Source organism: Halosimplex amylolyticum, assembly GCF_051414035.1.
Taxonomy (GTDB): domain Archaea; phylum Halobacteriota; class Halobacteria; order Halobacteriales; family Haloarculaceae; genus Halosimplex; species Halosimplex amylolyticum.
In genome coordinates this window covers 552,256-564,974 of the sequence record NZ_JBLKNW010000002.1, presented here as the reverse complement: position 1 = coordinate 564,974, position 12,719 = coordinate 552,256, and the positions used below count along the sequence as shown (strand labels likewise).

General features: G+C 69.2%; 9 protein-coding genes. 4 read left to right on the top strand and 5 right to left on the bottom strand.

Annotated features, from left to right (window positions below):
* Positions 1-54 precede the first annotated feature (54 nt).
* Positions 55-2,139 carry a receiver/sensor box histidine kinase gene (locus ACMGFE_RS13225; protein WP_436925671.1) on the bottom strand — a complete coding sequence of 695 codons (2,085 nt, stop codon included), beginning with the start codon at positions 2,137-2,139 and terminating at the stop codon, positions 55-57.
* Between the two features lie 204 nt (positions 2,140-2,343).
* On the opposite strand from ACMGFE_RS13225, the gene icd reads away from it, so the two are divergent.
* Positions 2,344-3,621 (top strand): NADP-dependent isocitrate dehydrogenase, encoded by a 1,278-nt coding sequence (gene icd, locus ACMGFE_RS13220; protein ID WP_436925670.1) that lies wholly within the window; start codon positions 2,344-2,346, stop codon positions 3,619-3,621.
* A gap of 59 nt (positions 3,622-3,680) precedes the next feature.
* Here the strand turns inward: icd and ACMGFE_RS13215 are convergent, their stop codons facing one another.
* Entirely contained in the window at positions 3,681-5,861 is a 2,181-nt protein-coding gene (locus ACMGFE_RS13215; RefSeq protein WP_436925669.1) for an NHL repeat-containing protein, read from the bottom strand.
* Between the two features lie 155 nt (positions 5,862-6,016).
* Here ACMGFE_RS13215 and ACMGFE_RS13210 point away from each other — a divergent pair, with 155 nt between their 5' ends.
* The 3 genes from ACMGFE_RS13210 to ACMGFE_RS13200 all read left to right on the top strand — a co-directional run bounded on the left by ACMGFE_RS13210 (position 6,017) and on the right by ACMGFE_RS13200 (position 8,802).
* Positions 6,017-7,240, top strand: a complete 1,224-nt coding sequence (locus ACMGFE_RS13210) for a hypothetical protein (RefSeq protein WP_436925668.1) — start codon at positions 6,017-6,019, stop codon at positions 7,238-7,240.
* Positions 7,241-7,324: 84 nt separating this feature from the next.
* A complete protein-coding gene (locus ACMGFE_RS13205; RefSeq protein ID WP_436925666.1) occupies positions 7,325-7,975 on the top strand; it encodes a PH domain-containing protein in 651 nt (216 codons plus the stop codon).
* A complete protein-coding gene (locus tag ACMGFE_RS13200) occupies positions 7,972-8,802 on the top strand; it encodes a PH domain-containing protein (RefSeq protein ID WP_436925665.1) in 831 nt (276 codons plus the stop codon). Before ACMGFE_RS13205 ends, ACMGFE_RS13200 begins: the two co-directional genes overlap by 4 nt.
* Positions 8,803-8,825: 23 nt before the next feature.
* Here the strand turns inward: ACMGFE_RS13200 and ACMGFE_RS13195 are convergent, their stop codons facing one another.
* From ACMGFE_RS13195 to ribB, 3 genes are all read right to left on the bottom strand, one after another.
* The gene (locus ACMGFE_RS13195; protein WP_436925664.1) at positions 8,826-9,080 is read right to left on the bottom strand and encodes a hypothetical protein; all 255 of its coding nucleotides are present in this window, start codon (positions 9,078-9,080) and stop codon (positions 8,826-8,828) included.
* A 289-nt stretch (positions 9,081-9,369) separates the two neighbouring features.
* On the bottom strand, positions 9,370-10,308 hold the full coding sequence (locus ACMGFE_RS13190) for a branched-chain amino acid transaminase (protein WP_436925663.1): 939 nt from the start codon (positions 10,306-10,308) through the stop codon (positions 9,370-9,372).
* A gap of 1,742 nt (positions 10,309-12,050) precedes the next feature.
* Positions 12,051-12,719: a 3,4-dihydroxy-2-butanone-4-phosphate synthase gene (ribB, locus tag ACMGFE_RS13185; RefSeq protein WP_436925662.1), complete on the bottom strand. Its 669-nt coding sequence runs from the start codon at positions 12,717-12,719 to the stop codon at positions 12,051-12,053.

Sequence of the window (12,719 nt, the reverse complement as noted above, 5' to 3'; positions counted from 1 at the left end):
GGACGGCGGTCCCGTCGGCCACTCTTCGACGGCGACGGTCGCCGGCCCCGCCGGTCACCCCTCGACGAGTTCAGCCGCGGTGACGTTCTCGAACGCGGCCTCGCAGTAAGCGCCGATCATGATGCTACAGGCGGCGAGGCCGACGCAGACGCGATCGCCCAGGGCGACCGAGCGCTGGTCGACGGCGTGCCACTCGTCGCCGTCCGTCGAGAGGAACGCGGTGACGCGGTCGCCCGTCCGTTCCAGCGCGAACCACTCGAAGCTGCGCTCGCCGCTCTCCAGCAGTTGCCGGCGCGTGGGCTCGCCGTCCGCGGTGCGCCAGAGCACCTCCGTGCGACCGTTGCCGGCGACGCCGACGTAGCCGAACGTCGCCCGCTCGGTCGCGGTGTCACGGACCATGACGCCGGCCTTGCTCCAGTCGGCGGGCGGGTCGAACTCCGTCAGGCGCGCCTCGATACGGCAGGGGCCGCCGATCGCCGCCCACCGGAAGTGGAACTCGTTGGTCTGGCCGATCAGGTTGTCGCCCGCGGCGTGCAGCGTCCAGCGGCCGGTCGCCGCGTCGTGGGAAGACTCGCCGGTGTTGAGCACGTCGCCCACGTCCGTCCCGGTGGTGAGCGGACGGGGCGGCCCCGTCTCCCCGACCGGGTCCGGGTCGGCGACCAGGAGCACGTTCCCGAACTCGAAGCGCACGCCGCCGGAATCGCCGCGCTCGCGGATGCGGAAGTCCCAGCCGTGCGTCTCCGCGATCTCGGAGACGATCGCCAGCCCGGTCCCGGGGCCCGTGGGCGTGAAGGTGTAGCCGTCTTCGAGCACCGCTACGCGCTCCTCCTCGGGGATCCCGGGGCCGTCGTCCTCCACGTAGAAGCCGTCGCCGGTGAGCCCGACGCGGACGGTCACGTCCGGGCCGGCGTGCTCGACCGAGTTCTCGAAGAGGCTCTCGAACAGGGGTTTGAGCTGCAGTCGGTTCGTGTACAGCCGCGTCGCCGGCGGCATCTCGATTTCGAGCGTCGCCCGCGCGGTCGCGACCTCGTCCCAGGCGACCTGGAGGAACGAGTGGAACTCGACGCCCCCGACGGGGGCCGGCGCGGTCCCGCCGGAGGCGGCGAGTTCGCTCAGGTTCTCGACCTGTTCCTCCATTCGTTCGAGCGCGTCCGCGACCGTCTCGGCCGCCCCCTCCCGGCCCTCGCGGGCGAACTCGTGGTAGGCCATCGCGACGTGGAGCGGGTTGCGCAGGTCACGGGCGACGAACGAGGCGAAGTCGTCGAGCCGGCGGTTCTGCGCGCGCAGGTCGCGGATCGTGCGCTTCTCGTCGGAGACGTCCTGAGTGATCCCGATCAGCCCGCGGACCTCGTCGCGGTCGCGCCAGGGGACCTTCGTCGTCTTGAGCCAGCGGGCGGCCTCCGGCGGCCCGTGGCGCTCCTCGCGCCCGCGGATCGACTCGCCCTCGTCGATCACCAGCCGGTCGTCGCCCAGCGCCTCGACCTTCGACTCGTCGTCCCACGAGTACAGCTCCCAGTCCGTCTTGCCGATGGAGTCCACGGGGTCGGGCGCGCCGTGGACGTCGGCCATCTTCAGGTGGCGAGCCTCGTCGTCTTTGACGTACAGCGGGACCTCCAGGTCTTCGAGCATCGCGTCGAGCATGTCGCTCTGCACCGCGGCGCGGTAGCGCCGGTCGTGAACGGTCAGCGCCTCGCCGACGGTGTCGAGCAACTCCCCGTGGTCGGGGACCGCCGCCGCGTCGGCGGGCTGTGGGAGGTACGCGAACGCGCCCGCCCGCGTCGCCGCGCTCGCGAGCGCCTCGTCGCCGTCCGCCGCGTAGACGACTACCGGCAGGTCCGGGTGCTCGTTCACGATCGACGCGACGCAGTCGGCGACCGACGGGTCCGCGAACGCGTCGTCGACGACGACGCATCCGATCGCTTCGGTCGAGGCGATGCGGTCCAGCGCCGCTTCGCACGCGACGCAGGTGACCGCCTCGACGTCCGGGTCGTGGTCGGTCGCGTCGGCCGCGCGGACCTCCGCGCTGGTGACCGGCGAGGGAAACGGCCGCCGCTCGACGGCAGTCGCGACCGACTCGCCCAGCGCGGGATCGCCGGCGGCGATCAGCACGGCCGATGGCCCCCGCAGGAACTTCCCCATCACGGACCCCCTGTCGCCACCGATGTTCTCCAGTGTCGCTGATAAGTTTTCCGACGCCTGCGGGGATCGTCGACACGCCGCTCGGGCATCGTCGAAATTCGTTCGGTAATTCCGAACAAATTCGGGTCTCAGCGGCTCTCGAGCGCCGGAGAATCCTTCACGGAAAACGGCAGTCCTTTAGGCCCGAACGCAGAAGGGCGGCGTATGGGATACGAGTACGACAAGGTCGAGGTTCCGGCTGACGGAACGGCGATCGAGGTCATCGACGAGGAGGCCGACGAGCTGGACGTGCCGGAGAATCCGATCATCCCGATCATCCACGGGGACGGCATCGGGAAGGACGTCGGGCCGGCCGCCCAGAAAGTGCTGGAGGCCGCCGCGAACGCCACGGGCCGCGACATCTCGTGGATGCGCGTCTACGCCGGCGAGTCCGGCCGCGAGAAGTACGACGAGAACCTGCCCGACGACACCGTCAACGCCATCGACGAGCACCGCGTCGCGATCAAGGGCCCGCTGACGACGCCCGTCGGCGCCGGGTTCCGCTCGCTGAACGTCGCCCTGCGCCAGACGCTCGACTTCTACTCGAACGTCCGGCCGACCTACTACCTCGACGGCGTCCCGTCGCCGATGAAGGCGCCCGAGGAGATGGACATGGTCACCTTCCGTGAGAACACGGAAGACGTCTACGCCGGCATCGAGTGGGAAGCCGGCACCGAGGAGGTCGAGCAGGTCCGCGACTTCGTCGAGGACGAGATGGGCTTCGACGACGTGATGCACGACGGCCCGATCGGCATCGGCATCAAGCCGATCACCGAGTTCGGTTCCAAGCGCCTGGTCCGCAAGGCCATCGACTACGCCCTCGAACACGACCGCGACAAGGTCACGCTGGTCGGCAAGGGCAACATCATGAAGTTCACCGAGGGGCAGTTCACCGAGTGGGGTATGGAGGTCGCCGACGAGGAGTACCCCGACGAGGAGGTCTTCGCCGCCCCCGACTCCCTGTGGGAGACCCAGGACGAGATCGACATCCCGGAGGACGCCGTCATGGTCGAGTCGCGACTCGCCGACGCGATGCTCCAGTGGATGCAGCTGCGCACCGACGAGTTCTCCGTGCTCGCCATGCCGAACCTCAACGGCGACTACCTCTCGGACGCCGCCGGCGCCCAGATCGGCGGTCTCGGCATCGCGCCGGGCGCCAACTTCGGTGACGCCCGCGTGCTCGCCGAGCCGGTCCACGGCTCCGCGCCCAAGCGCGCCGGCCAGAACATGGCCAACCCGACCGCGCTGATCCTCTCCGGCCGCCTCATGTTCGACTACATGGGCTGGAAGGACACCGCCGACCTCGTCCGCGACGCCGTCGAGGAGACCATCTCCTCGGGCAAGGTCACCTACGACCTCGAACGCCAGCTCGACGACGCCGAGAAGCTCGGCACCGACGAGTACGCCGAGACCATCGTCGACAATATCGAGCAGCTGTCCTAACGGACTCGCAAACACGCTTTTTCACGCTGTCGCTGGAATCGGCAATCAGTCACGACAGCTCAGGCGCCGTCCGACCACGTGTAGTGCTGGGCCACGTGCAGCGTCGAATCGGGCACGACCACGTCGACGCCCGCCGCGTCCGAGACGTCGCCCACCGACAGCAGGTACGGCAGCCAGAGGCTGCCCGAGGTCGGGTCACCGCCGAACGCACGCAGCGAATCCACGGGGCGTAAGCCGCCGTCGGCGTCGCCGTCCTCGGCGAAGACGTCGACGGCCCGGGTGACGAGATCGAGGACGAAGAGGGACCCGTCGTGGGTATCGACGGAGATGGGGAGGAGGAACTCGTGGCCCGAGGCGTACCCCGGTGCCCCGACTGCGTGCCACTCGTCGCCGTCGTAGCGCTGGACGCGGTGGTTGTTCTCGTCGGCGACGTAGAGTCCGCGCCGGCCGACCGCCACGTCCGAGGGGTTCCAGAAGCCGCCCTCGAAGTGTCCGAAGCAGCCGCGGTCCCCGATCGGCGTGGCTTCGTCGCACACCCAGTCGTACTCCCAGACGCCGATCCGACCGTTGCCCGAGTCCGCCGCGTAGACGCGCGCTCGCTGGTCGCCGACCGGGTCGATCGCCACGCCGCGCGGGAGTTTGACCTCGCCCTCGCCCAGTCCCCAGGAGCCGAACGAGTGGACCAGCGAGAGGTCGACCGACGCGCCGGACTCGCCACCGCTCCCGTCGTCGACCGCGTAGACGTGGATCTGCCCGCTCTCGTCGGCCTCGCGGTAGTGAGCCGTGTAGTCCGTCACGAACAGCCGGCCGCCGCCCCCGACCGACGGCCAGAACGCGAGCCCGAACGGGAACCGCGTCGGCGGGAGCGCGACTGGTGTGAGCGAATCCGCGTCGCTGTCCCCGGGGGCGGAACCGTCGCTCGGGCCGCAGCTATCGAGCGAGAACCGCTGGAGGCGACCGTTGGCGCCGTCTGCGACGAGCGCGCTCCCCGCGAGCGGGCCGCCGTCGGCACCGACGAGCGTCGACCCCGTCGGGACCGAGAACTGGCCGGGGTCGTCGCGCACGCCGCCGACCGTCCCGAATCGATGGCCCGTCTCGCGGTGCGTATCCAGGGCGTACCCGCCGATCCGCTGGGAGAGCGCCTCGGAGACGAGGACGGCGAGCGTCGGGTCGTCCGCGTCGCTGTCCGGGACGGAGACGCCGTCGAACGGCCGGATCCCGACGGGGCCGTCGAAGCGGCGCTGTTCGGCGGGATCGGCGTCGCCGGGGCCGACGCCGGCGTGCTCCCCGCCCGTGGCCACGGAGCCGTCGTCCCGGGGGAGGCCGACCCCGTCTTCGAGGCCGGCGTGGGCCCGCAGGTCGTCGTCGCTCTCCGGGACGACGCCGTCGGGGATGCCGACGCTGGTGTAGACGTGGACGCGGCCGGTCGCCGCATCGGGGACGAAAATCTGGGCGTCGCGGCCCGAGCCGACGACGGCCACGTCCCGCGGCATCGGCAGGTCGTCGAGGACGGCGTCGGCGCACCCCTCGAAGGGAGCCGGTTCGCCGGTCCGGTCGCAGCGGACGATCGAGGCGAGCTTCGGCGGTCCGGTCGGGCCGTCGTGGAGGACGCCGTAACCCGTGTTCGCGACGTAGAGGCGGCCCTCGTCGTCGACGTCGAGGCCCTGCGGCCAGTACAGCGGCGTCGGGTTCTCCTCGCCGACCGCGCGGATCGAACGCAGTTCGGTCCCGTCGCCGTCGAAGACGACGAGCCGGCCGCGCAGGTCGTCGCCCTCGCGGTAGAACTCGTCGGCGGCGATGACCCGGACGCCGTCCCAGTACTCGTGGGCGACGACGCCGTTCGGGTGGAACTCGCCGGCGGCCGCGAAGACGTCGACGCCGGTGATCTGCGGGACGTCGCCGTCGTACTCGTAGTCGAGCCGCTGGACCCGCCCGTTGCCCGTGTCGGCGACGTAGATGGCCGACGCCGTCGGGTGGTGGGCGAGCCGCAACGGCAGGTCGAACGATCCGGGCTCGTCGCCCGCCGCGCCGACCTGGCCGAGCAGTCGCTCCAGCGTGTCGTCGACGACGAGCAGACGGTTGTGACCGGCGTCGGCGATCCAGACGTTGCCGCGGCGGTCCTGCGCGAGGCCCACCGGCGACGCCAGTCGCACGTCGCTCTCGGCCAGCGGTGCGGGCCGCACCGACGAACAGACCGGCGACCGCGACCCGTACGACCTCCGGAACGTGAACCCACCCATACAGGCCAATTGACACCTGCGCACATGTGGTTTACTGTTCGGGCGAGTGGAAGTCTCTCGCTCCCGGTCAGCGGGACCGCCGCGATCCCTCGACCGGTCGCTGGCACGGCGGCGAACCGAAATCGACTATACGGGCGCGGCCGGCCGGTCGCTGTATGCGACGTGACTGGGGGATGACACTGGTGGTCGCGGCGCTCGTAGTCCTGTCGGGCTGTGCGGCGATCGGCGGCGGGACCGCGACGCCCGACCCGACGGCGACGGACCAGATGGGATCGACCGCGAGCGCGGCGTCGACCGGTGATCCGACGGCCACCGAGGAACAGAGCGCCGACGCGGACGGCGACGGGTCGGCTGACGCGACAGTGGGGTCGACCGAGTCGGCGACGCCCGGCCCGACGGAGACGCCGGCGGCGACGGCCACGGGGACGCCGATGCCGACGCTCACCCCCGAGTCGCTCCCGACGCCGAGCGACGGGCAGTCGCTCCCGCCGGGCGTCGCGGAGGACGGGGAGGTCAACGAGACGCGAGTGCTGGTCGCCCACATCGAGACGGCCAACGAGTCGGGGTGGCGCCTCGACCACCGCAACGGCAACGACACGCGGGTGCTCTACCACGCCGACGGGACGAGCTACGAGCGGACGGCCGAGGGCGTCACCTGGTACCGCGACGGCGTCAGGGTGACGAACCGGACGTACTTCGGCCCGCCCTACAGGGTGTCGGCGACGCACAACACGACGATGGGGCTCGACGACCCGACGGGGACGATCACCTTCGCGCTCGCTGTCCGACTGTCGTCGGGCAACTACGAGTGGGCCGGCACGACCGACGTCGACGGGCGGACGCTCCACGAACTGCGGATGACCGGCACGAAGGGCGCCGGATCGACGCTCGGCCACTACACGGGACGGCTGCTCGTCGACGACAGCGGCCGGATCCACCGCCTGCACGGCGAGGTCGGCGAGAACGAGTCGGTCGCCGACGGCTACGACTACGACTACGAGTGGGGCGTCGAGACGGTGCCGCGACCGCCGTGGTTCGACAGCGTGCCACGCGGCGTCGCCGAGAAGACGCCGGACGGCACCGCCCTCAACGTGACGCTGACCGGCGGAGCGGCCGTCCCGGCCGGCGCCGAGTTCGCATTCAGACACAACGACACCGAGGTGACGGTCACGCTGGAGGAGTCCCTCGACCCCGGCGAGTCGCTGTTCGTCGGCGTCCGCGAGGAAGGCGGCGAGCGGACGGTCGTGTCCGCGCGGGAACCGCTCGACGGCGAGGCCCTCCTCGACCTGCGCGGCAAGCAGACGAAGCTCTCGGGGACGGTGACCGTCGACGGCGCGGAGGTCGACCTGTCGTTCACGGTCGGCTGGCTGGACTTCTGAGCGCGGAACGCGGGATCGGCGGGCGAGCGCGTCGTCGGCGCCCGTCCCGTGGTTTTATCTCCCCGACAGTACCACCCTCGCGATATGACAACCGAGTACGAGTGGCTCTCGCTCGATCCGGACGAGGAGGTCGTCTGGACCGGGCAACCCCGAGTGTGGCGCATCGCGGGCACGGTCGCGGGAGGGGCGATCCTGACGCTGCTGGCGTTCGGCGGGGCGATCGCCGTCAGCACGGGGAATCTGCCCGGTATCGATGGCCTCTCGGGAAGTTCCAACTCGATCGTCTGGGGAATCGCCGTGCTGATCGCGCTTTCGCAGGTCGGATCGGCGGCGTTCGCGTACCTCAGGGTCGAACACACCGACTACGTGCTGACGAACCGGCGGATCTATCGGAAAGCGGGGGTCTTCTCCGAGACGGTCACCAGCGTCGGCGTCGACCGCGTCCAGAACACGACCCTGCACAAGGACGTCACGGGCAACGTCTTCGACTACGGGACGGTGTCGATCAGCACCGCCGGCAGCGGCGGGGCGGATCTGTCGATCACCGACCTGACGGACCCGGAGACGTTCCGGGACCGACTGCAGGAACAGGTCCGCGCCGCCGAAGCGGCCCGCGGAGAGGAACGCTCGTCCGCCGCGGAGACGGGCGAACTCGACGGCGAGGCGATGGCCGCGCTGCTGACGGAGGCGCGCCGCCTCCGCGCCGTCGCCGAACGGATGGAGGAGCACGCATGAGCGATGGACAGGGGTCGGACGGCGGTCGGTCCGATGACGGAATCGGCGACGACAGTGGGGAGCGGTCCGCGAGCGACGCGTCGGTCGTCGACCGGGCCGCGGAGGCGGCCGACTCGGACGTCTCGGAGTGGCTCTCGCTGGAACCCGGCGAGGAGGTCGTCTGGGTGGGCGAACCGACGAAGTTGCGGATGGTCGGCACCGTCGTCACCGGGATCGTCCTGATCCCCGTTCTGGTGGGACTCATCGTCCTGCTCGCTGCGCCGGTGTCGTACCTGTCGATCACGCACACCGACTACGTGGTCACGAACCGCTCGCTGTACGTCAAACGGGGGATCCTCTCGACGAACATCGAGAGCGTCGACCTCGATCGCATCCAGAACACGGAGTTCACGCAGTCGTTCTGGGGCAAACAGCTGGGCTTCGGGACCATCGACATCAGCACCGCCGGGAGTTCCGGTGCCGACATCTCCTTCGACGACGTGGAGGACGCCCGCGAGGTGCGCGAGCGGATCTCCCGCGTCCAGCGGGAGTTCGGCGGCGGCCGCGGCGCCAGTGACGGCACCGGCGGCGACGGCGCAGCGGGGGACCGACGGGCCGCGAGCGCCGACCAGCTGGACGAACTCGTCGCCGAACTCCGGGCGACGCGGGAAGCGCTGGAACGGGTCGAAGAACGGATGGCCGCCGGGGATTCGACGGGCTCAGCGGAAACCGCCGGCGACTCGACGGACGGGACCGAGACGGCGTCCGACCCGTTCGGCGCGGCGAACGACGAGGGCGGACGCGGAGCTGGCGAACGGGACGGATCGAGTCGGGACGGGGGCGACTGATCGACGCGGAACTGGTCGGTCGGTCACTCGCGGGAGAGCGTCGCCGAGACCTCCTCGACGTCGTTCCCGCAGGTCGAACAGGTGGACTTCTCCTCGGCGACGTAGACGGTGTCGCACGTGACGCACTCGTAGAGGCTCGTCTCGGGGACGTCGCGCGACTCGGCGCGGTCGGCCGAACCCGCGCCACCGGGTCGCGGCGCGTCGTCCGAGTCGTCCGCGCGGCCCGCGCGCTCCCGAGCGTCGTTCAGTACGGAGCGTAGTCGAGCAGTCAGTGCCATCGTCGTGTCACCCCCGGCGCAGGATGGTCTTCGGCGGTTCGTACGCGCCGGCCGTGACTGCTGCGGTTACTCGTGGGTTGCATCTACCAGATATCAGGCGAGAAGACCCCTGACCGTTACCCCTAACTGTTTAACCTCCTCGGCGGAGTCCGGCGATATCACGGTCGAGCGGGCGCCCGTCCCGGAACCCTCGGAGCCGCGACGCACGAAGGAGCCTGCGAACGCAAGGCGGCGACGAACGGTGGTCTGCCACCGAGAGCCGCGCGGTCGATACTGCGGGCGAGCGCCGTCAGACGTAGGTGAACCAGTCGTCGTAGCCGTCGAGACGGCCCTCGACGAGGTCGAAGAACTGCGACTGGATGTCCTCGGTGACCGGGCCCCTGGTCCCCTCGCCGATCACGTTGTCGTCGACGCTGCGGATGGGCGTGACCTCCGCGGCGGTGCCGGTGAAGAACAGCTCGTCGGCGGTGTACAGTTCGCCGCGGGAGATGGTCGCCTCGTCGTGGACGGTGTACCCCATGTCCTCGGCGAGTTCGATGGCGGTGCGGCGGGTGATGCCGTCGAGGATGGACTCGGCGAGTCCGGGCGTGAAGATCTCGCCGTCGCGGACGAGAAAGAGGTTCTCGCCGGGGCCCTCGGCGACGTTGCCCTCCTTGTTGAGGACGATCGCCTCGGTGTAGCCGTTGCCTTTGGCCTCCTCGGTGGCGAGCAGGGAGTTGACGTAGAGGCCGGTGGTCTTGGCGTTGGTGGGGATCTGGCTGGAGGCGTGCTTGCGCCACGAGGAGACCATCACGTCGACGCCGTTCTCCAGGGCGTCTTCGCCGAGATACGCGCCCCACGGCCAGACGCCGATAGCGACCCGCGTCGGGCAGTCGCCGGGGCTCACGCCCAGCGATTCGTAGCCGTAGAAAGCGATCGGGCGGATATAACAGGATTCGAGGCCCTCACGACGGATCAGCTCGACGGTCGCTTCGGTGATCTCCTCGGGCTCGAAGGGGATCTCCAGATCGTAGGGCTTGCCCGACTGGTAGAACCGTTCGAGGTGCTCCTCCCAGCGGAAGATCGCGGGGCCGTCGCTCGTGTCGTAACAGCGCACGCCCTCGAAGATGCCCGAGCCGTAGTGCAGGCCGTGGGTGAGGACGTGTATCTGTGCGTCGTCGAAGTCGACGAACTCGCCGTCCATCCAGAGTTCGTCGACCCCCTGAAACATCTCTGGGCGCTCGGTCATGGGTCGTACCTCCCGGTGATGGGCGCCCCCGATTTATACGTTGTCAGTCCGCCGGCGTCGGCGCCGCTCGATCCGTCCATGTCGGGGTGTTGCGACCCCGCTGTAAAGAGTGTTGACGCTCCGTGCGAGTCCGTGACATTGCACGCGGCGTTCGGCCCGTGTACCCTGGAGAGTCACCCAGCCTGGAGAATCGCCGGTGCGGCCGGTCACAGAGCGTCGGACAGTTCCGGCGCCTGCGGCCGGTCGAAGGTGCTCCGGCGGCGTTCGCCGCCCACGAAGCTGCAGACGACCAGCCTGACGAGGTGTTCTGAGATCGGGCGTGCCCCCGAAGACGACCTCGTTTGGCTGCGTTCGCATCGACTCGTCACGAGACATTCCCGTGTGCGGTAGCCAACTGATAGAAAAATTCTATAATAATATATCTGATTTGAGCCCATCATAACATAGTGACGGACGTGTTTTGGCGCATCCCGGTACCCACGGCAACCAGTGAGTGCTCCTGATCCAGCACTGAAGCGGAACCAGTGACGCAGATATCCTCTCAGGGCGATCAGCGGCGGATGACGACCGGCCAGAAGGATCGAGAAGGATGGTCGGAGCGCATAAGCATTACGTCCATACGACTGTAATAGCCACCCCCCGCGTAGAGCGACGTCGACGGAGTCCCCGAGGCCCTGCCGTTGTTTCTGCGAATACTACGGTACAGCGGTCCGCCACGGCCGATATCTGCGAGTTCGGAAGCAGCGAACGAGGCGTATCGGTACGGCGGATCGTTTCATCGACTGAAACAGATAGTGTCGGACGTGTTGACGCTCTCGCGGAAAGCCAGTCAGGTTCGACCAGCAGACGCCGAACGGGCACAGCCCCGCCGAAAGAGCGAATCTCCGCCGAGAGTCCGGTGACGATCGCGCACCTGGACGGAGTGGCGTTCGAACCCCTGTAAGCCATGCCGCCCGGCCCGCGGGGGCGTCACCGGTTCTCTGATTTCAGCTGGCGAACGAAGCGGACAGTGACTCCTGACGGCGTCGAACCCGGCACGTCCACAGTGCGGGTCGACTGCGGGCGAGCTCCCGTCGGCCAGCAGTGACACTCGGGGTGAGGACCGTCGCCAGTTGGGCGGGCCGTACCAGCGATCGATGGGGAAGACCGGTAGATTTAACAAACACATCCAGTCTCGTGTAAACGCGGACAGACGGAGCGGCCAGTCCCATTGCCATGACTCACAGTGGGAGATCCGACTCGCCGCGAACAGGGGCAGAATCCGCCCCGAAACGCCGTTGAGTACTGTCTGCATCCGGTACCCGGTCGTGCGGGAGGCACCCATCTCGCGGTTTCGCCGTTCGTCCACTGGACCGGGGTGAGAGATCCGACGCCTGGGGAGGCAACGTTCGGAGCGAACGGGCGAAACCACACGTTTCTCTTCGTGAAACGGATCTGGTAGCATGCCGAGAGGACGAGAAAGCGGGTTTCCAGAGAGGGAGATATGTGTCTAATCTCAGTTAATTCCCCCTACGTACTAGCGTACGATCATATTTAGAGTCGCAGCCGTCTGTGGCGGGTCGCGCTAGACAGATCTCCTCGTTCTCCGCCAGCTATCTCGGTCATCCCCTGTCGAGAAGCGATCTCGCGGACGAACGAGCGCCGAGAACCGTCTCTCGTCGTCCCTTCTGCGGACGGAGAACTCTCCAGTATCTCGACGTGGGAGTCGAAGTCGGGGTCGGGAGAAGCGATCGGTCGCGGGGTTATCCGAGCCGGTCGATGACGGCGCTGCCCTCGACGTAGACCAGTCCTTCGCGGTCGGCGTAGGTCCGGGCACCTGCCGGCGAGAGGGCGCCGCCCGTGTCGTCGTCGAGCATTTCACAGACGACCATCGCGGGCGGGAGGTCCGCGGCCTCGGCGAGCGCGACGGCGAGTTCCGTGTGGCCCTCGCGGTCGGCGAGGAGTCCCGGCGCGGCGCGGAGGACGTGGACGTGACCCGGTGCGCGGAACTCGCTCGCGAAGTCCGCGTCCCCCGGGTCGGTGGCGGCGGCGGCGAGTTCCGTGATCGTCAGCGCGCGATCCTCGTCGGTGATCCCGGTGTAGGTGTCCCGGTGGTTCACGGTCAGGGAGAACGACGAGCGGTCGTCGTAGCCCAGTTCGTGGTCGGCCGCGGCGGGGTGGTCGAGCACGTTCTGCACGTACGGTAACTCGAAGGCGGCGGCGACCGCGTCGTCGAGCGCGACGCAGACCAGGCCGCCGGCGTCGTTGCGCATCCGCGCGACGGCGTCGGGGGTGACGGCGCCGGCGGGGTAGATCAGGTCGGTTTCGCCCTCGCGGTCCGCCGCGTCGTGGACGAGGATCGGTTCGCCGCGGCGGAGCGCGTCCATCGCTCGCTCGACGCTCGCGGCCGCGGTCGATGCGTCGCCGGTCAT